The following is a 19075-nucleotide window of genomic DNA, read 5'->3' as shown; positions in this document are numbered from 1 at the left end:
ACTTCATCAAGGCCAGCAGCGCACGCAGCTGCACCAACAGGCCGAACACATGACTGCACTCGACCGAGCGCCAACGTCGTTTTTACTCTTGCGTCTGGGAGGTCGTCCACACATGACGTAATGTGTCCAATGATCTTCGTCCGTGAAGGATTGCAGATCAGGACTATTGGCCCGCATTGTTTCTGGCGAATACTCCGGTGGCCAGAGGGGCATTGCCGCCGCGTCGAGGCGGTGATCAGGAGGCAAATACCCGCAGCGTCGCTCATCACTGCTTGCGGCCCTTGGGCTTGGTGGGCGGAGGCGGCAGTTCCTGCTCGAAAGCCGGTTTGCCGGCCTGATAGCGGAGCGGCGCGGGAGCCTTCGCGGGCCGACCACGATTAAGTTCCATGATGCTAGGTTTCACGGGCCGAATGCGGATCGGGTTGTACATCTCGGTGATGTCCCCAAGCCCGAAGTCGGTCGTGAGCGAAAGCAGGGGACTGTAGAAGGGGTCGCCTTCGGCTAGAAGCAGCTTCCACCGCCGCAGAAAACGAAGGGCGTCCTCCGGGTGCTTTAAGTCGTCGGTAAGCGATCGGGTTGCGGACTCGTGATGGTACAGGACGGTGTGGGCATCGTTCAGGATCCGGTAGCCCAGGCTTGCGACTCGCAGGCAAAGGTCCGTGTCATTGAACCCCACGGCCAGATCCTTGTCGAACCCGCCGACGCCCAGAAAGACCTCCGTGCGCATCATCATGCAGGCGGCCGTGATCGCGGAATAGTCCCGTGTCGAAACCAGGCTGTAATCGTAGCCCGGGTTGCGAAGACCCTGCCGCTCGAAATCCGCGCCGGTCTGGCCATGGGCCGCGCAGCCCCCGACGCCGAGGATCACGCCAGCATGCTGGATTGTTCGGTCGTCGTACAACAAGGTGGCGCCGACGACCCCGACATCTGGGCGGGCGGCGAGACTGCGCATGCGTTCCAGCCAGCCCGGTTCGATAGCCTCGATGTCGTTGTTCATGAACACGACGTAGTCGTAACCGCTGGCGTGCCGCTGGGCCGCCAAGTTGTTCATGTCAGAGAAATTGAACGGGCCAGCATAGGGCTCAATCATCACCTGCCCCTTGAGCGACTCCAGATAGACGAGCGTCTCCGGCTTGGTGGATTGGTGGTCAATGATCACGATGTCTACGTCGGTCGTGGTTCGCCTTACCGACTCCACGCAGGTGCGCAGCAGTTCGACACCGTCCTTGGTGGGGATGATGATCAGGGTGCGGCCGCCCGGGTCGGGATAATCGATCCTGAAGATTCCCTCTCTGAGGCCAGGTGCCGCTGTCGCCCCGGTCTTCAGTCGGCTCAGATGTGCATCGATGACGCTGAGCGAGTCGGTCTCCTCGACGACCGGTTCAACGTCCTGGAACCGGTAGAGGAAGGCCGGGATATGGGCCACACTCGCGGCCCGCTCGATGCAACGCAGCACCAGGTCCGTGATTCCCCACAATGGCTCGGGAGCGGCGTCGTCCAGCGCCTGTTCGATCAGCTTGCGATCGATCGCCAGTCCCCGATTGAAATAGGGATGCGACAGGTAGCCGTCATGGCTGAAGGCGGAACGCGCCACGAATGTGCGGATGTCGTCGTGCTCCGCCCCGGTCTTCATGACATCGCAGTAAGCGATCTCGGCTCCGGCTTCGAACGCTTCGACGAACCGCTCGATGGCCTCGGGTTCCAGCAGGTCGCCGGCCGCAACGATCATCGCCTGATCGCAAGGGCCGACGGCGAGGGCGGCTCGCAAGCCCTTGTCAAGCGTCGCGCCCGTGACGGCAAGAGCCCCGGAAGATGTTGCCAAGGCCTTGAGATCCGCGATCCTCTCGGGCGGGGTGGCTACGTCTGTGACGAAGGCTGTCCATCGCGGCGCGGTCTGCTGATGCTTAAGGCTGCGGAGCGTCTCCTCCACCTGCGCCATCGAAGCGTCGCCGATCCTCACGATCACGCCCAGGCCGCTCTGACTTGCTGGTGCCATCTCGGCCGCGTCCGACGAAGGTCGTCGTGCGGCCCACAGGTTGGACAGATAGCTTCGCCCAGGTCTGAACAGCGAAGGTGTCCCGTCGCCGTCGCGCGCGTCGTCGGGTCTTTGCCAGGGCAGTGGCCGGCGCGGCGGATGGGCCAGCCGGAAGTCGTTGTGATCCAGATCGTGATTGAGCGACCAGAACGGATCGCGATCCAGCACCTCGCCCCATCGCGCCCGCATCGTCCGGGCTTCGCTCTCGAGACGTTCGGCCTTGGCCCCGGTCTGGTCGCTGCCCCGGGACTTGGACTCCTTGTGCGTCAGCAGGATCTGCGGATCGGCGATGACCTTGTGGCCCGCCGCCCGCACCTTCAGGCACAGGTCGATGTCGTTATAGGCGACGCGCAGACTGGGCTCGAACCCGCCCACGCCGCGGAACACATCGGCCCGCACGAACATGCAGGCGGCCGTCACCGACGAGAACTGTTGCAGCAGCCGAGCCTTGCCAAAATATCCGCCGGCCTGTTCGGGCAGGCCCACATGCGGTGTGCTCGCCACCCGGTGCTGGGCCATGCCGGTCACGACGCCGAAATGCTGCAACGTCCCGTCCGGATAAAGCAGCCGTGCACCCACCACGCCGACGCCGGGAACGGCGATCAATCCGCGTGCGCGTGCCAGCCAATCCTTTGCGATCACCTCGGTATCGTTGTTCAGGAAGCAGAGGATTTCGCCCCTGGCATGCTCGACGGCGAAGTTATTGATCTCCGAGAAGTTGAAGGCATGCGGATAGACCAGCACCCGCACCAGGCCTTTCTCCTCACGCTGGATCCGATCCAGATAAGCGAGGGTCGCCGCATCCTCCGATCCGTTGTCCACCACGAGGATCTCGGTGTTCGAATGATCGACGGCGAGTACGGATTCAATACAGGCCCGCAGATCGTCGACGCCGTCGCGGGTCGGAATGATGACTGACACCAAGGTGTCGTAGTGGCGATCAGGCTTCACGGCATTGACGCCGGGTGCCAGTCCGTTGACCGAACGGAGCGGCAGCCCGGTCCGCTCGAAATGGCCGTTCACGGCCTGCTGTGCCGCGACGACGGCATAGCTTTTCTCGTCCCCCGACACGGCCGTCGAACCCGGGATGGCGCGCCAGTGATAAAGAACGTGGGGAATGTGGACGATGGCGTCGGGGCCGGCATGCTCGATCGCCCGAAGGACCAGGTCGTAGTCCTGACTGCCCTCCAGCCCCAGACGGAAGCCGCCGATCGCCTCGACCAGGTCGCGCCGATAGACGCCCAGATGGCTCACCATGTTGTGGCCGAACATCAGGAACGGGTCGAAATCGCCCTTGAAATAGGGGTCGTAGCGATGGCCATCGACGGTAATCTTGTCTTCGTCGGAATAGAGAATCTGCGCGGTCGGGTTCTCGTTGATGAAGTGGGCGACGACGAAAAGGCAGTAGTCGGGAATGAGATCGTCGTGATCAACGAGGACGATGAACTCGCCCGTGGCCAGCGCCAGAGCTGAGTTGCTGGCGGCCGAGATGTGCCCGTTGTGCTCACGCAGGACCAGTTTGATCCTGGAGTCCCGGGCCGCATACTTTTCGAGCAATCGACGGATTTCGGGGTTGGGCGAGCGGTCGTCCGCTATGCAGATCTCGAAATCCGCGTAGGTCTGATCAAGCAGGGAATCGAGACATTCCGCCAGCAGGTCCGCGGGCGGATTATAGACGGGCATCACGAACGAGAACGACGGCTTGCGCGGCATAGCAGCCGTCATTTCGGTGATACGGGCGTAGTCGGTCTTCGTCGGCTCAATCCATCTATGGAGCCAGGCGCCGTATGCTTCAGGTCCATCTTTTCCGAGGGACATGAGGCGGGCGGAAACGCCTATCGCATCATGAGCGGAAAAGTCATTGCGCAGGAGAGATCGGCGGATTGCGACAAGAGCATGATCGGGAACCATGTCCGACGAAAACTGAGCGCGGACGTCGGCCATGCCGCGGTCCAGATCAGGGTTTACTACATAGGCCGCCCCTTTAAACCGGATTATGTTGTCTTTGGCGTCGGGGTCCCAGCGGACCGACCGTATCGCACCCGAATTCATGAGCGGTACTAAAACGCGTCCATCCACCGCATCCGGAAGGGGTAGCGACAAATCGTCCCGGTAGCCGTTCGCGTAATCCAGATAGAGGCGAGCGTCAGGCCGCCAGCTCGCGTCATCAGGTTCCACCTGAAGGCTGAGAAAGCCCATGGGACCATCGGCCTTGGATTCCAACTTCAACTCCAACCAAGGATCGCCGGAGCTCAGGGCGAATCTATCACCGCCGAGCCATGTGATACCTGTGTGAGCGAGAAGTCGCAGTCCTGTGAGGCGATCGGCCAGGGCCGTCTTCGTCAGGCGATCTCGGAGTTCCCGATGCGCAACGGTCAAGTGAAGCGTGAGTTCAATCGCACCCAACTCCGCCAAACCATGGCCGCCACGTTCGATTTCTGCAGCCTTGACGTAGAGCTCGGCGGCAGCGGCGTACTGGTGGCGAATTTTCTTGAGATGGCCAAAGTTGACAAGCAGGTCGGCGTCGCGCGGCCTCAGCTTCAAGGCGCGCGAGTAGGCGTCGTCCGCTTCGGCGAAGAGTCCGGATTCCTTGAGCGCATGGCCGAGCTGGACGCGGATCCCGAAGTCGCGGGGAGCGCGTCGAAGATACTCAGTGTAGTGGGTGGCTGCAGCCTTCCAGTCCCGGCGGTTACGCGCGGCGTCGCCCAACTCGCGCTGCGCGGTATCCGCTGGTTCTGAAAGTGGAGCAAGCGCGCGCAAGGCGCGTCTCGCGCGAGTTTTGATATTCATGTTCGCTGCTACCTCAGCTATCCGCTAAGAGAGACCCCCGTTTATGACAACCCCTTTCGTTGCGACAGTTCTATGAAGTCTGATGTTTGAGGCCTCCGGGTCAGCTTGCGCCAATGGCAACTCACCGGTATCGACGCAACACGATTTGGTCGGACGGCGGCAACCGTTCGATGCAGTGCGAGTGCTTCATCCTGGAAACCGAATGTCGATCGTTCAGCTTATCGAAACGCGCCGCTTTGGCGATGCCCGGGGCTGGTTCTCCGAAACCTACGCCGAGGCGAAATACGCGGCTTTGGGGATCGATGTCCGCTTCGTGCAGGACAACCAATCGTATTCGGCTCAAACGGGCACCATCCGCGGCATCCATTTCCAAACGCCGCCTCACGCCCAGGCTAAGCTGGTCCGTTGTCCACGGGGGGCGATCATCGATTACGCCGTCGACTTGCGGAAGGGCTCGCCGACTTATGGCGAGGTCGCCTTCGCGACTTTGAGCGCGGAGAACGGCAAACAGCTGTTCGTGCCGGTCGGCTATGGCCATGCCTTCGTGACGCTCGAGCCCGACACCGAGGTCGCCTACAAAGTGTCGGACGTCTATTCGGGTGACTGCGATGGCGGTGTCGCCTGGGATTGCCCGGACATCGGTATCGACTGGCCGCTACCTCCATCCGGTCCGGTCCTGTCGGACAAGGACGCCGTCCTGCCGCGTCTCTTGGATTTCGCCAGCCCGTTCGTTTATGACGGCGTCGCGATGGCCGCGACGGGCGATCTGGGCTAGGTCGCGCGGCCTTAGGGAGAGACTTCGCAATGCGCATTCTGGTCACCGGCGGCGCCGGTTTCATTGGCTCGGCCCTGGTCCGTCGCCTGATCCGCGAGACCGAGCACGAGGTGCTGGTGTTCGACAAGCTGACCTATGCGGGTCTGCTGAGTTCGCTGGAGCCGGCCTCGACCAGCAACCGCTACGGCTTCGTCCAGGCCGACATCTGCGATCCGGCGGCGGTCGCGGCGGCGCTCGCCGACTTCAGGCCGGACGTCATCGCCCATCTGGCCGCCGAGAGCCACGTCGACCGCTCGATCGACGGACCGGGCGAGTTCGTCCAGACCAACGTCGTCGGCACCTTTAACATGTTGCAACAGGCGCTGGGCTACTGGCGCGGCCTCGATGACGCCGACAAGGCCGCCTTCCGCTTCCACCACATCTCGACCGACGAAGTCTTCGGCTCGCTGGGCGAGACCGGCCTGTTCACCGAGACAACACCCTACGATCCCCGCTCGCCCTATTCGGCGTCCAAGGCGGCGTCGGATCATCTGGTCAGCGCCTGGGGTCACACCTATGGCCTGCCGGTGGTGATGACCAACTGCTCGAACAACTACGGCCCCTATCATTTCCCCGAGAAGCTGATCCCGCTGATCATCATCCGTGCGCTGAACGGGGAGCCGCTGCCGGTCTATGGCGATGGGTCCAACGTGCGTGACTGGTTGTTCGTCGACGACCACGCCCGCGCGCTCCAGGCCGTGTTCGAGCGCGGGCGGCCGGGCCAGACCTACAATGTCGGCGGCAATGCCGAGCGGCGAAACATCGATGTGGTCAAGGCGATCTGCGCCACCCTGGACACGCTTCAGCCGCGTGCCGACGGCAAGCGCTATGCCGACCAGATCGCCTTCGTCACCGACCGTCCGGGCCACGATGCCCGCTACGCCATCGACGCGACCAAGATCCGCGACGAACTGGAGTGGACACCCTCAGTGACCTTCGAGGAAGGCATCGATCAGACCGTGCGCTGGTATCTGGAGAACCGGTCCTGGTGGCAGGCTATCCTGGACGGCCGATACAACACCGAACGGCTGGGCGTCTCCAATGGGTGAGGACGCCCCCCACGACACCTGGGACATCCTGGTGACCGGCGGGGCGGGGCAGGTGGGGCTGGAGCTGGCCCGCGCCGACTGGCCGAGCTACGTTCGTCTCCACATGCCGACGCGGGATGAGCTGGACCTCGGTGACACGGACGCGGTGCGCGCCATGCTCGCCGCGACGCCGTTCAAGGCCGTGATCAACTCCGGTGCCTATACCGCCGTGGACAAGGCCGAGACCGAGGTCGCAGCCGCCTTCGCCGCCAACGCCATGGGCCCGGCGATCCTGGCCGAGGTCACGCGGGCGGCCGGCATTCCCTTGGTTCAGGTGTCGACCGACTACGTCTTCGACGGGTCCGGCGAGCAGGACTACTCCGAAAGCGATCCGGTCGGGCCGCTGGGCGTCTATGGCGCCTCCAAGCTGGCGGGCGAGGTCGCGGTCCGCACCGGCAACCCACGCTCTGTGGTGATGCGCACGGCCTGGGTCCTCAGCCCGCACCGCGCCAACTTCCTCAAGACCATGCTGCGGCTCGCCGCCGACCGGCCGGCCCTGCGCGTCGTCGATGACCAGACTGGCTGCCCCACCTCGGCGCGCGACATCGCCGGGGCCCTGGCCGACATCACGCTGAGGATGATCGCTGACCCGGAGGCGCCGACCGGCGTCTATCATTTCGTCAACGCGGGCTCGACCAGCTGGGCCGGGCTGGCCCGCGAAGTCTTCGCTCTCAGCAAGGCACGGGGCGGCCCGGAAGCCCAGGTCGAAGGCATCACGACGGCCGAGTATCCGACCCCGGCCCGGCGCCCGGCGAATTCGCGGCTGTCGACGTTCAAGATCACCCGCGACTACGGAATCATCCCCCGGCCCTGGCAGGACGCCGTGGCTGGGATCGTCGCCGAACTACTCCAGGAGACTATCACGTGAAGGGCATCATCCTCGCCGGCGGATCGGGCACGCGCCTGCATCCCATGACGCTTGTCACCTCCAAGCAGCTGATGCCGATCTACGACAAGCCGATGATCTACTATCCGCTGTCGACCCTGATGCTGGCCGGCATCCGCGAGGTGCTGATCATCTCGACGCCGCGCGACACACCCTCGTTCCAGGCCCTGCTGGGCGATGGATCGAAATGGGGCATGGACATCCAGTATGCGGTCCAGCCCAGCCCCGACGGCCTGGCACAGGCCTATATCATCGGCTCGGACTTCGTCGCCGGCGGGCCGTCGTCGCTGATCCTGGGCGACAACATCTTCTACGGCCACGGGATCAACGACCTGTTCACCAGCGCGATGGCCCGACCGACGGGCGCGACGGTCTTCGCCTATCACGTCAACGATCCGGAGCGGTACGGCGTGGTCGAGTTCGACGCCGACATGCGCGCCCTGTCGATCGAGGAGAAGCCGCCTGAGCCCAAGTCGCCCTGGGCGGTCACGGGCCTGTATTTCTACGACGAACAGGTGGTCGACATCGCCGCCAACCTGAAGCCGTCGCCGCGCGGCGAGCTGGAGATCACCGACGTCAACCGTGAATACCTGAACCGCGGCCAGCTGTCGGTCGAGATCATGGGCCGCGGCTTCGCCTGGCTGGACACCGGAACGCCCGACAGCCTGCTGGAGGCCGCCGAGTTCGTGCGGACGCTGGAAAGACGCCAAGGCTTCAAGATCGCCTGCCCCGAGGAAATCGCGTTCGATCAGGGGTTCATCGACACGGCCCAGATGGAGTCAATCGTGACCGCGCTCGGCAAGAGCGATTACGGCCGGTATCTGCGGACGACGGTGCTGGAGCGCAGATGACCGTCCGGGCGGCGCGCCCGGCGTGGCTGGGGATTGTTGCCCTGCTCGCCGGCTGCGCACCCTCGCCGACGCAGGCGCAGTCGTCCCGGCCGACCGACTATCTGATCCAGATGGTATGCGTGGATGCCGCAGATACACCCGTCTTCGCAGACCCCGTCGACTGCCCCGATAGCCGCCGCAAGCTGCGGATCGGCGAGCCGCTGCCCTATCACAAGGTCGATGTCGGCGGGTTCCAGATCAGCGATTCCTGGCCCGTCGCCGACGCCAACGGCCTGACCCTCGGCGTTCAGAGCTATTTCTTCACCGACGCCTACGATGACGATCCGGCCTTTCCGAACCAGGTCCACCACAACCCCGCGCGCGGCGGCTACAACATCATGGGCGCAGACCAGGACTGGGTCTTTTTTCGCGGCACGTCGGACCCCGGTGCCTACTGGCAGCCCTGGTGGACGCCGGATTGCCGGGCCCAGGGCTGGCTGCTCTATCCCAACGGCCGTCCCGCGTTCCGGCGCGGCGAAGCCCCGTCGCCCGCGACCTTCGCGCCCGGCTGCGCCGGCCGCGTCCGTACCAATGCCTCGACCGTCGAATGGCGCAGGGTCCGCAACCAGCCCTATGTCGTCGACCCCGCCGACGATAGCCGGACGCGCCGTCTGGATTCGATCATCGTGCGGCACTTCTCGGCCGGCTACGGCTCGATGGAGACCAACTATTTCACCCGCGAGTATGGCGCGACGCGCTGGGAGGCCTGGCGGCCGGGCGAGGGCCTGACGCCGGAGTTCCTCAAGACGCGCTGTCCGGGGTCCGTGTATCAGGCCCGGTTCCACGGCAAGGCCTTCTCGATGATCGACTGCCGCAACTGGACGACCCTCGTGCGCCCGACCGGCGGCAGCTGGGACCCAGACGGGTTCTCGGCCTCCGATCCCACGATCCGCGCCTTCCCCGTCGATCCCCTCTACACGGGTAAGAACCTGCTTACGAACACCCACGTCGGCGGCCCCTATGTGCCGGAGGGCTCATTTACCTGTGACGAGCGGGGCTGGAACGCGGTCCAGACGCCTTCGCCCCTGACGCCGGGAGAACTGACCGGCCCACCGTGGAACGCGAACGGGTCCTGTATGCGGACGATCACGGCGGAACGCCTTCCTGCTGGGGCCTACGTCCAGACCATCGCCGCGCCGCCCGCCGGGCCCTATCGGTTCGGCGTCAGCCTGTTCGCGCCCGATCTGGCCGAAGGTGCCGACGCACCTGTGAACGTTCGCGTCGTCCAGGCCGACGCGCAGGGTCGCGAGGTGGGTGTCGCGCGTCTGTTGGCCTCCGTCATCGCCCGCTACCGTACGTTCGAAGGCACATTCGAGCGGCATCCGGAGGCTGTCGAGGTGCGCTTCGAGGTTTCGCCTGCAGCCGCCGGCGTGCGCGTGGCGGTGACCGGCGCCTTTGTCGCGCCGTGAGTGACCGGCGACAGTTTCCAACCGACCGCGTCTCGCCTAAAGAGCAATGCCTGGTCGCTAAGGCCGCGCGCATGATGCGACCGTTGAGGTTCCCTAGGTTGCCGAAACCAATCCCGACCGAGCTTAACCTGATCGGCCTCAATGAGTTGCTGACCATGGACCGATGGGCCCTGGAGCGACGCAGCCGCGCCCTGGTCCAGACCGCATTTCTCGGCAACCAACTGACGCTGTGTCGCGTGCTTGGGCGCTACAAGCTCTATGTCCCCACGACGGATCTGGGCTTTGGGGCCCACGTCATGATGGATGGCGTTTGGGAGCCTTGGCTGACCGTCTTCATGGCATCTCGGATCAAGCCGGGGATGCATGTCGTGGATGCAGGAGCCAATCACGGCTACTATACCGTCCTGTTTGCAGACCTCGTCGGCCCCGCCGGCCGTGTTCTGGCCATCGAGCCCAACCCGCCGACTGCGAAACTGTTGCGCCAGACTGTCGGAGTGAACGGTTTCGGCAGCAGGGTCGACGTGATCGAAAAAGCCCTGACCGCTGCCGACGACGAGACGCTGGTCTTTTTCGCACCCGGGCAGGAGCCCAAGAATGCGCGGGTGATGCACGCCGACTACGCTGGTCTTCCAGAGATGGTTACCGTTACGGGGGCGAGGCTGGACACGCTGCTGGCGGACTGGCCACGCGTCGATTTCATGAAGGTCGATGTCGAAGGCGCGGAAGAGCCGATGCTGGCGGGGGCGTGGGCCACGATCACGCAAGATCGTCCCGAGCTGCTTCTGGAGTTCAACAGCAAGCGGTGCACCGATCCCGCCGGTCTCCTTGATCGACTTGAGGCCATCTATGGCGCCGCGCGCTTGATCGGCTTCGACAGCAGCCTGCAATCCGTCTCTCGAGAGGCGCTTTTGTCAGCGGACAATGAGGAAGACTGGCTGCTCTACTTCAAGCCGCATTCCCCGTAGAGCGACCAAGGAAGGTCACATTGGCACCCTGGAAATGTAAGACGCCATCGAAGGCGCCTTCCATCAACCAGAGTCTGATTTCCCCAAAGTCGACCGCGTGCCAGTCGTGTTCGAGATCGACCTCGAACACGCCAGAATGGGGTGGCGTCACCAGAAGGGTGGCAAAATCACTAGGCGAGCCCCAGTCGAGCCTGAACTCTTTGCCGGCCGCTGTTGCGTTGACCAAGAACCGAACTCGCGCCTGCCACCGACCCGGTGGCATCGCCAGATAGGGGCCGTAGACCAAAATTCTGGGTCGGCCCGTTATGTCGAGGTCGCCGATGTGTTGCGCCAGGCGGGCCGCGCGCTGGTCGTAGCGAAAGATGCGCTCGGACCAGACGACCTGCAATCCTGGAACCGGTGCGCCGGCGGCGAAGAATTCCAGCGCCACCTGAACCGCAGGTCGCACCGGGTCCACAGGGCGGGGTGCAGGCGGAACGACCGACAACCCCTCCGTCAATACAATAGGCTGGCCGCGCGCGGCGGCGATATCCCGAGCGGTTATGATTCGCGTCCGCCGTGCGTCTTGAGCGACAGCGCGCGCAAGTAGCAGCGAGGCATGGGTGACGCTCTGTGGCGGGAATATCCCGAGGCGTTCACCTATGGCCTCGGGAGAGGTCTCGGGTCTGGGTATCAGCACAGCCGTGGGTCGCCGACCGAGAGATTCGACCACATGGCAGTCGGATGTCAGCCAGACCTCACGCTCGGGATCGTCGGAGCTTGCCGGGGTTTGGTCGTCGGCATCACGGAGCACGAGCCCGGCCGTCTCGACAGCCAGGCGGATCGCCGCCTTCCAGGCATCGTCGTCTGCAGACGGGGTCAGGACGATCCAGTCCGGGTCAATGCCCATCACGCCGCTCTTAGCCAAGTGTAGACGTCCACGGCCTCCTCGATGTCCTCAAACATCTTGGCTTTGCCGCTCTCGATGATCAGGGCCCGTGTGCAATGCGAGGTGACAAGATGGGTATCGTGCGAAGCCATCATGAATGAACGATCGGCCCGGTGTTGGAACAGTTCCTCCTGGCACTTCTGCTGAAAGCGGGCGTCACCGACCGCCACCAGTTCGTCGATCAGATAGCAGTCGAACTCGATCGCCAGGGACAGGCCGAAAGCCAGGCGCGCCCGCATCCCCGAGGAGTAGTGTTTCACCGGCAGTTTCAGTGACGAGCCCAACTCGGCGAAGTTGTCGACGCGTTCCTTGGTCTCGGCGTAGTCGCGATTGTAGATCCGAGCCAGGAACTTGATGTTGTCCAGCCCGGTCAGGCTGCCCTGAAAACCACCCCCGAAGCCGATCGGCCACGATGACGACATGCGCCAGCGGATGCGCCCTTCGGTTTCTGGCAGGACACCGCCGAGCATCTTGATCAGGGTGGATTTGCCCTGGCCGTTCCGCCCCAGGATTGCCAGGCGACCGCCCCTACCGAGGGTAAAGTTCAGCCCGGTGAATAGGGGCTTCCTGACACCGTGATAGGTTTTTCCCAGGTTCTCGACACTCAGGCCGATCCGATCGGCTGAAAGCTGCATCAGTCCTGCCTGTGCTCGCGCACGCCGGCATAGATCAGCCAGCCGATCCCGTAGGCCAGAAGGCTTGAGGCGAACACCGTGAGGATTGCTATCCAGCGTCTCGGCTCGGCCGGCTCGTCGGGCAGGCTGGGGCTCACCACTCGGTCGAGGTACAGCTTCTGTCGTCGCGCTTCCTGTTCGGCCGACAGAACTGCGGCGGTCGCCTGCGTCAACTCACGGCCGGCGAACTCCCGTGCGAGCGCCAGATCATCGTAGATGCTGAGCTTTGGAGCGAGGGAGCCTGCATCGCCCGCGATCTTCTCTCGCTCGGCAGCTATCTGGTTCTCGTATGCGCGGATCCGACTGTCGAACACCGGCAACTGCGGACTGTTGGGCGCTTCTGAAGAGACTTGGGCACGATCGGCGCGCAGGCTGGCGACCTCAGCGAGCAGGCCGCCGATCAGCGACAAACTCTGCGCAGCGGCCGTTGCCGGATCAATGATCTGCTCGCGGTTCCGGAAGGCTGTAAGTTGCTGCTGGGCGGACGACAGGCGGGCCCTCGCCTCTTCTCGAGACTGTCGTGCTTGCGCAAGAGTGTCGGCGGCTGAACGCTCGTTCATCCGGTTGACCAACTGCTCGCCGCCACTCAACAGCGACTCAGTCAGCGCCTGAGCGTCGCGCGGTCGGAACGCCTCGACCCTAAGGGTGCTGATCCCAGTGGTGGAATCGTAGCCCACCGTTACGAAACGCTGAAAGCCCTTATAAAGCGCTTCGCGCGAACGGCCTTCCCAGGGCCGCGGGTAGCGCGAAAACGCGTCCGTACCCTGCGGACCAAGGATCTCAGCAACTTCGTAACGCCTGGAAAGCTGGGTCAGGCTGTCTCGTGAGGTGATGTATTCATGAACCGCGAACGCATCGGTCTGCGTCGGCGCGATGCCGACGCCCTGCAGGGCGACGCCGAGAGAACTAGGCGTGCTCTGACCCGCCGCTCTGACGATGAACTGGGTTTCAGATACATACCGCGGCGAGGCGATCAGCAGATAGTAGATCAGGGCCAGTAGCGTCGGCAGCCCAACGACCAGGAGGGCGGCGAGCGGTATGCGCCGCCACCACGCCGGGCGCTCCCGTTCGAACGCCAGCATCCTGGGGATGGGCCCAATGTAGTTGAGCTTCTGATCAGTCATGAAAAGTCCGTAGGTGACCGTCGCCGAGACGTTGCGAACGCGTCATTCGATTACAATCCTGTTTTTGACGTCCGCGAGCAGGATCAGACCCGCTCCGACCAGGACGCCGCCCCACGCCGCCGCATAGAGCGGGTGATAGTAGGTGTGTACAAATTCACCCAGCACGCCGGCCCGCACCATCTCGATGCCATGGGGAAGCGGCACGAGAAGAAAGGTCTCTCGATATCTCTCCGGTATCCAGGCCACCATGAAAAAGGCGCCCGACAACGGGATCATGGCATAGGTCAGCACCGGAACCAGGCGCTCCATAAGTTCGTAGCGCATAGCGAGGCCGGCGAGCGTCAAAGCCAGCCCGAAGCCAACCCATCCGGTCAGCAACCAGCCGCCATAAAGCAGCAACCAGTCTTTCGGCAGTCCGACCTGTCCGAGGGCGATCAGAACAACGTAGACAATAACCAGAGCAACAGTCGCGCCCGCGAACTCCATGAAATTTCGAGCGAGATACAGATGGAGAATGCCGATCTGGCGATGGTGCAACAGGCCGACGTTCGCTTCAACGGCGCCCATGCTGAAAGAGATCATGTGGCGAAACAGGACGAGAGACATGTATCCCGTCATCACCAGAGGCCCCAAACGGATGCCGTGCTCGTATTCCGGTTTGATGAGCGTCCACATGAACAGAACGCCGAGGCAGAAGATCAGCGGTTCGCCGATCATCCAGACGAAGCCAAGCCCTTCACGCCCGAACCGCGTCGTCATCTCGCGCATGAGCAGCGCGCCGATGATCCTGAAATGTCGGCTCGCGAAGGACAAACTCATCTCGGTCGATTGATCTCAGGTACGCAGGGCCGGTCGCCAGACAGAACCAGTGGCGCGCCGGCGCTCCGGCTCGCGTTCTGGCTGACCTGAAAGAGCTGACGCCGATCGGGGGAACATACGCTGCCCCGCCGTCAGCGCAAGCGCAACGCGCGGCGTAAGTCAGACCGGTTCGAACACCGCGCCGAAATCCGTCTGGGCGCTCTCGAAGTCCGGCGGCCGGCCGATGTCGAGCCAGTACTCGTGGATCGGATAGGCGCCGACCATCTCTCCGTCCGAGGCCAGGCCGGCGAGCAGTTCGGGCATGTCGTAGGGGCCCTGCGCCGGAATCCGCGACAGGACCGATCCCTCCAGACAATAGACGCCGGCGTTGGCCAGCCAGCGGAAGGTCGGCTTTTCGCGCAGGGCCGTCATCCGCACCCCATCGACCTCGGCCACGCCATGCGGGGCCTGGAACTGGTGTTCGCGCAGGCACAGGGTGGCCAAGGCGCCATGCTCTTCGTGGAAGTCGATCAGGCCGCCGAAGGCCATCCGCGTCAGGACGTCGCCGTTCATGACCAGCATCGGGCTGGTTACGGGATCGCGCAGCAGGGACAGGGCCCCGGCGGTGCCGCGCGGGTGGTCCTCGCGCAGATAGTCGATCTCGACGCCCATCGAGGCGCCGTCGCCGAAATGATCCTCGATCATCTCGGCAAGGTAGTTCACGGCGAGCCGGAAGCGGCCGAAACCCTGGGCTCTCAGCCGTTCGATGATCGTCTCGAGCAGGGGGCGGCCGGCCACCTTCAGCATCGGCTTGGGACAGGTCTGGGTCAGGGGGGCGAGACGAACACCCCGACCTCCGGCCATGATGACTACCAGATTGTCCCGTGGGCGCGGCGTGCCGACAGTGTCGGGATAGAGGCCGACAACCCGCCCGGCCCGGTCCAGCAGGGGCGCCAGGGTGACGCCGCGCTCCTCCAGCCGCTGCAGGGCCACGATGTCGGAACCGTCGATCTGAAGCGAGACCGGCGCGGAGTTCATCACCTCGCGGATCGGAGCGTCCATCGGCAGGCGACGGAGCAGACCGCGCCGGATGTCGCCGTCGGTGACGCTGCCCAGAAGACGGCGATCCTCGTCGACGACGACGATCAGCTTGCGACGGACCGCATCCAGCCGGGCGATTGCGTCGAGCAGGGGGGCGTCCGGCCCCAGCAGATTCCCGGCGACGTCGCCCGCGGGGGTCACACCGCATACTCCGCGGGACGATAGAGCGCCGGATTGTCGCGGATGAAGGCGACCGTCCGGGCCAGACCTTCCTCGACCGAGATAGACGGCGTCCAGCCCAGCCTTTCCTTCGCCAGGGAGGCGTCGGCGTGCAGGCGTTCGACCTCGCTGGCGGCGGGCCGCATGCGCTGCGGATCGGCCTCGACCTCGACCGGCAAGCCGGCGGCGGCGGCGATCATGGCGGGCAGGTCGCCGATGGCGATCTCGCGGCCACCGCCCGTATGGACAGTCAGACCCTCGATCCCCGGCAGGGTCGCGGCCCTGAGGAAGGCGTCGACGGTATCGTCCACGAAGACGAAGTCGCGCGTCGGCCGGGTGTCGCCCAGGCGGACCGGTCGGCCGGCCAGCAACTGGACCGCGATCGCGGGGATGACCGCGCGCGCGCTCTGGCGAGGGCCGAAGGTGTTGAACGGCCGCAGGGTCACGACCGGCGTCCCGAACGAGCGATGGTAGCTCTCGGCCAGCTTGTCGGCCGCGATCTTGGAGGCGGAGTAGGGCGACTGGCCAACCAGCGGATGGGCCTCCGTCATCGGAACGAACTGGGCTGAGCCATAGACTTCGCTGGTCGAGGTGTGGATCAGGCGGGCGACGCCCAGTTCGCGCACAGTCTGCAGCACGTTCAGCGTGCCGAGGATGTTGGTGCGGACGTAGCTCTCGGGCGCGAGGTAGGAATAGGGAATGGCGATCAAGGCACCGAGGTGGAAGACGATCTCGCGGTCGCGGACCGCGTCAAACACGCTGTCGCGATCGGCGAGGTCGCCGCGTCGGACGTCGATCTCGCCCCGGATCGGCGAACGGTCCAGCCAGCCGGCGTCGCCGTCCGAGGTGTAGCGGACCAGGACGCGGACCTCGGCCCCGATTTCGACCAGCCGCTCGCACAGCCGGCTGCCGATGAAGCCGCCCGCTCCGGTGACCAGGACCTGTCGGCCCTTCAGGGCGCCGATGACCGCTTCGACGTTCACGAGAGACCCGCCGTCCGCAAGGACGCCATCCGGCGGCGTGATTGCGCCCGGACCGTCCGAATCAGAGTCTAAAGGACAGCTACTGGCGCGTCACGGAGACGGACATGATCGGCGAGGGCGCATCCGCCGGACGGGTTCTGGGCCTTGTTCCCGCGCGCGCCGGATCGCAGGGTCTGCCGGGCAAGAACGTCCGTCCGCTGGCCGGCCGGCCGATGGTGGCCTGGACACTCGAGGCCTGTCGCGAATCCCGCGTACTGGATCAGGTCGTGGTCTCCACCGACGACGAGACCGTGGCCGCCGTCGCGGCCGGAATGGGATTCCCGCCGCCGTTCCGCCGTCCGGACAGCCTGTCGGGACCGCAGGCCTCGGTCATCGACGCCGTCGCGCATGCGCTGGAGACGGTGGGCGGCGCCTGGGACTATGTCGTGCTGCTGCAGCCGACCTCGCCGCTTCGCCTTGGCGCCGACATTGATGCGGCGGTCGAGCTCTGCCACGCCCGCGGAGCGTCTGCGGTGATCGGGGTCTCGCCGGTCTTGAAGCCCCAGACCTTCTATGGACGGGTGGGCGAAGACCGCCTCTTCTGTCCGGACGCACCCCGACCCGACGAGCCGGTGGTTGTTAACGGGGCCGTCTATGTCGGACGGCCGGAATCGCTGTTGGAGCGGCGCACCTTCGTCGCTCCGGACACCTTGGCGTATCTGATGCCGCCCGAGCGGGGCTGGGACGTAGACACGGCTTTCGACTTCGCCGTCTGCGAGGCGCTGTGGCCCCATGTGCGGGGCGAGGCGGCCGGGCCTCTGGACAGCGTAAGGCGCTAGACACCGTTGAGATCGACGAAGGGCTTTCGCGCCAACCCCTTCAGGTCAGTCGCTTCCAGGATCGAGACGATCCGTTCTCCAGCGTGGCCGTCGCCGAACAGGGCGGGCTGGCTTCGCGCCATGGCCTGGAAGCCGGGCGACAGGGCGCGGGCGATCGCGGCGGCCACCGCCCCGGCCTCGAGCGGGCAATCGATCACGCCGGGGCTGCGCAGCCGCCCGGCCTGGCGGTCGCCGACGTTGACGACCGGGATACCGGCAGCCGGGGCCTCCATCATGCCGCTGGAGGAGTTGCCGATGACGGCGGAGCAGGCGGTCAGGGCCGCGACATAGCCGCGCGAGCCCAGCGATTCAGCGATTTGGATCCGGCACGGCCGGACGGCGGCGAAGGCGGAGATCGCCGCCCTGATCACCCCCGCGCCCGCGTCGGCGTTCGGCAGGGTGATCAGGATGACGCGATCCTCGACACCGGCCAGGCCGCCCAGGAAGGCCTCGATCTGTCTTGCCGGCGACAGGGCGCCGAGGGTCTCCGGGTGGAAGGTCGCGAGAAGGAAGCCGGGCGGCAGGTCCAGACCGGTCAGGGCGGACGCCTCCGCCGGCGTGCTGCGTCCGAAGGCCGTCAGGTTGTCCACGCCGGTCGAGCCGACGGTGAAGACGCGCCCGGGCGCCTCGCCCATCTGCAGCAGGCGGCGGCGATAGGGTTCGGCGGCGGTGAAATGCAGGGCCGCCAGCTTGGTGATCGCATGGCGGATCGCATCATCGACCGCTCCCTTCGTCCGGTGGCCGCCCTCAAGGTGCAGGATCGCCAGGCCCAGCGGAACCGCCGCCGCCGCCGCCGCCAGCGCCTCGGTCCGGTCGCCCAGTATCAGAACGGCTCCCAGATCCAGCGCGGCATAGGCCTCGGCGCAGCCGGACAGGGTCGCCGCCATATCCCGCGCCGCCGACAGTCCGTCGTCACCGGCCATGGGGGACGGAACCAGGGCCGCAGGCCTCCGTCCATCGGCTTCGATTTCCGTCAGGCTCGCGCCATGCCGGGCCGAAAGATGGGCCCCCGCGACGATCAGAAGTGGGCGAATTGTTTCTGACGCCTCCATAGCGGCCAGGACGGGCCGCAGAAGACCGTACTCCGCGCGGGTGGCCGTGAAGACGCCTATGCTCGTGTTCGCCCGGATCATCCGTCGATCGTTCCCGTCATGCCACGCGGGCATAGCGGGCTTCGGGGCCTTGAGATAGCGGGACCATCGCGCGCCGAAGAATGGACGATGGAACGTCGTCCGCGAGCCCGCGCCGCCGATTTCTCCTGTAGCTTCAACGTCACGCTTGCAGTTTGACCGGTCGAACAGCTCCGGAACCTATCGACCTCCTGCGGCAACGCTGTTATGACCCCGGAAGGCGGTTAGACCGCCGCGATGATCAACTATGGCTGCGGAGGGCTCACACCCATGCGTTTCAAGACCTTGTTCCTGGCTTCCAGCGCGGCGGCGGCTCTCGCCCTGTCCGCTGGTGCTGCTTCGGCTGAGCCGGACGGCTGGTACGGCGCGATTGACGCCGGTTACCACAAGATCGACGACATCAACCTGGAAGCGTCCGGCAACGGCGTGAACTGGAATGCCGAA

Annotated in this window: 15 protein-coding genes; 7 read left to right on the top strand and 8 right to left on the bottom strand. The window is 65.0% G+C overall.

All coding sequences use genetic code 11. The features are described 5' to 3' along the window. Nucleotides 1-265 precede the first annotated feature (265 nt). Nucleotides 266-4825 (bottom strand): glycosyltransferase, encoded by a 4560-nt coding sequence (locus ACP7AU_RS16345; protein ID WP_426052085.1) that lies wholly within the window; start codon nucleotides 4823-4825, stop codon nucleotides 266-268. Nucleotides 4826-4907: 82 nt separating this feature from the next. Here ACP7AU_RS16345 and rfbC point away from each other — a divergent pair, with 82 nt between their 5' ends. From rfbC to ACP7AU_RS16315, 6 genes are read left to right on the top strand one after another with little or no spacing between them, the layout of a single operon-like run. Beyond that, nucleotides 4908-5600, top strand: a complete 693-nt coding sequence (gene rfbC / locus ACP7AU_RS16340; protein ID WP_426052084.1) for a dTDP-4-dehydrorhamnose 3,5-epimerase — start codon at nucleotides 4908-4910, stop codon at nucleotides 5598-5600. A 29-nt stretch (nucleotides 5601-5629) separates the two neighbouring features. Beyond that, nucleotides 5630-6688 carry a dTDP-glucose 4,6-dehydratase gene (rfbB, locus tag ACP7AU_RS16335; protein WP_426052083.1) on the top strand — a complete coding sequence of 353 codons (1059 nt, stop codon included), beginning with the start codon at nucleotides 5630-5632 and terminating at the stop codon, nucleotides 6686-6688. After that, a complete protein-coding gene (gene rfbD, locus ACP7AU_RS16330) occupies nucleotides 6681-7595 on the top strand; it encodes a dTDP-4-dehydrorhamnose reductase (RefSeq protein ID WP_426052082.1) in 915 nt (304 codons plus the stop codon). Before rfbB ends, rfbD begins: the two co-directional genes overlap by 8 nt. Next, nucleotides 7592-8464 (top strand): glucose-1-phosphate thymidylyltransferase RfbA, encoded by an 873-nt coding sequence (gene rfbA / locus ACP7AU_RS16325; RefSeq protein WP_426052081.1) that lies wholly within the window; start codon nucleotides 7592-7594, stop codon nucleotides 8462-8464. Before rfbD ends, rfbA begins: the two co-directional genes overlap by 4 nt. Further along, complete coding sequence (locus ACP7AU_RS16320; protein ID WP_426052080.1) at nucleotides 8461-9912, top strand: hypothetical protein; 1452 nt, start codon at nucleotides 8461-8463, stop codon at nucleotides 9910-9912. Before rfbA ends, ACP7AU_RS16320 begins: the two co-directional genes overlap by 4 nt. Beyond that, the gene (locus tag ACP7AU_RS16315) at nucleotides 9909-10877 is read left to right on the top strand and encodes an FkbM family methyltransferase (RefSeq protein WP_426052079.1); all 969 of its coding nucleotides are present in this window, start codon (nucleotides 9909-9911) and stop codon (nucleotides 10875-10877) included. Before ACP7AU_RS16320 ends, ACP7AU_RS16315 begins: the two co-directional genes overlap by 4 nt. Here the strand turns inward: ACP7AU_RS16315 and ACP7AU_RS16310 are convergent. The 6 genes from ACP7AU_RS16310 to ACP7AU_RS16285 all read right to left on the bottom strand — a co-directional run bounded on the left by ACP7AU_RS16310 (nucleotide 10858) and on the right by ACP7AU_RS16285 (nucleotide 16644). After that, nucleotides 10858-11766 carry a hypothetical protein gene (locus ACP7AU_RS16310; protein ID WP_426052078.1) on the bottom strand — a complete coding sequence of 303 codons (909 nt, stop codon included), beginning with the start codon at nucleotides 11764-11766 and terminating at the stop codon, nucleotides 10858-10860. The genes ACP7AU_RS16315 and ACP7AU_RS16310 overlap by 20 nt on opposite strands. Then, the gene (locus ACP7AU_RS16305) at nucleotides 11766-12440 is read right to left on the bottom strand and encodes an ABC transporter ATP-binding protein (RefSeq protein WP_426052077.1); all 675 of its coding nucleotides are present in this window, start codon (nucleotides 12438-12440) and stop codon (nucleotides 11766-11768) included. Before ACP7AU_RS16305 ends, ACP7AU_RS16310 begins: the two co-directional genes overlap by 1 nt. Next, nucleotides 12440-13603 carry a chain-length determining protein gene (locus ACP7AU_RS16300; RefSeq protein WP_426052076.1) on the bottom strand — a complete coding sequence of 388 codons (1164 nt, stop codon included), beginning with the start codon at nucleotides 13601-13603 and terminating at the stop codon, nucleotides 12440-12442. The genes ACP7AU_RS16305 and ACP7AU_RS16300 overlap by 1 nt, the downstream gene beginning before the upstream one ends. A gap of 42 nt (nucleotides 13604-13645) precedes the next feature. After that, nucleotides 13646-14422 carry an ABC transporter permease gene (locus ACP7AU_RS16295; protein WP_426052075.1) on the bottom strand — a complete coding sequence of 259 codons (777 nt, stop codon included), beginning with the start codon at nucleotides 14420-14422 and terminating at the stop codon, nucleotides 13646-13648. A gap of 159 nt (nucleotides 14423-14581) precedes the next feature. Then, nucleotides 14582-15643 (bottom strand): nucleotidyltransferase family protein, encoded by a 1062-nt coding sequence (locus ACP7AU_RS16290; protein WP_426052074.1) that lies wholly within the window; start codon nucleotides 15641-15643, stop codon nucleotides 14582-14584. After that, nucleotides 15640-16644 (bottom strand): GDP-mannose 4,6-dehydratase, encoded by a 1005-nt coding sequence (locus ACP7AU_RS16285; RefSeq protein ID WP_426052073.1) that lies wholly within the window; start codon nucleotides 16642-16644, stop codon nucleotides 15640-15642. The genes ACP7AU_RS16290 and ACP7AU_RS16285 overlap by 4 nt, the downstream gene beginning before the upstream one ends. 104 nt (nucleotides 16645-16748) lie before the next feature. Between ACP7AU_RS16285 and ACP7AU_RS16280 the strand changes: the two genes are divergently transcribed. After that, nucleotides 16749-17462, top strand: coding sequence for a cytidylyltransferase domain-containing protein (locus ACP7AU_RS16280; protein ID WP_426052072.1), 714 nt, complete (start codon nucleotides 16749-16751; stop codon nucleotides 17460-17462). Here ACP7AU_RS16280 and neuC read toward each other — a convergent pair. Then, nucleotides 17459-18634 carry a UDP-N-acetylglucosamine 2-epimerase gene (neuC, locus tag ACP7AU_RS16275; protein WP_426052071.1) on the bottom strand — a complete coding sequence of 392 codons (1176 nt, stop codon included), beginning with the start codon at nucleotides 18632-18634 and terminating at the stop codon, nucleotides 17459-17461. The genes ACP7AU_RS16280 and neuC overlap by 4 nt on opposite strands. Nucleotides 18635-19075: the final 441 nt, after the last annotated feature.

It is taken from the genome of Brevundimonas sp. SL161 (genome assembly GCF_049896985.1).
In the GTDB taxonomy this organism is placed as follows: domain Bacteria; phylum Pseudomonadota; class Alphaproteobacteria; order Caulobacterales; family Caulobacteraceae; genus Brevundimonas.
The sequence above is the reverse complement of the archived record's forward strand: the minus strand, read 5'-3'. Positions and strand labels throughout refer to the sequence as shown.

Bases quoted from the DNA above. Each gene is read 5' to 3' on its own strand.
- ACP7AU_RS16345 (WP_426052085.1), bottom strand. From the start codon at position 4,825: ATGAATATCAAAACTCGCGCGAGACGCGCCTTGCGCGCGCTTGCTCCA.
- rfbC (WP_426052084.1), top strand. From the start codon at position 4,908: ATGTTTGAGGCCTCCGGGTCAGCTTGCGCCAATGGCAACTCACCGGTA.
- rfbB (WP_426052083.1), top strand. From the start codon at position 5,630: ATGCGCATTCTGGTCACCGGCGGCGCCGGTTTCATTGGCTCGGCCCTG.
- rfbD (WP_426052082.1), top strand. From the start codon at position 6,681: ATGGGTGAGGACGCCCCCCACGACACCTGGGACATCCTGGTGACCGGC.
- ACP7AU_RS16320 (WP_426052080.1), top strand. From the start codon at position 8,461: ATGACCGTCCGGGCGGCGCGCCCGGCGTGGCTGGGGATTGTTGCCCTG.
- ACP7AU_RS16310 (WP_426052078.1), bottom strand. From the start codon at position 11,766: ATGGGCATTGACCCGGACTGGATCGTCCTGACCCCGTCTGCAGACGAC.
- ACP7AU_RS16305 (WP_426052077.1), bottom strand. From the start codon at position 12,440: ATGCAGCTTTCAGCCGATCGGATCGGCCTGAGTGTCGAGAACCTGGGA.
- ACP7AU_RS16300 (WP_426052076.1), bottom strand. From the start codon at position 13,603: ATGACTGATCAGAAGCTCAACTACATTGGGCCCATCCCCAGGATGCTG.
- ACP7AU_RS16295 (WP_426052075.1), bottom strand. From the start codon at position 14,422: ATGAGTTTGTCCTTCGCGAGCCGACATTTCAGGATCATCGGCGCGCTG.
- ACP7AU_RS16280 (WP_426052072.1), top strand. From the start codon at position 16,749: ATGATCGGCGAGGGCGCATCCGCCGGACGGGTTCTGGGCCTTGTTCCC.
- neuC (WP_426052071.1), bottom strand. From the start codon at position 18,634: ATGATCCGGGCGAACACGAGCATAGGCGTCTTCACGGCCACCCGCGCG.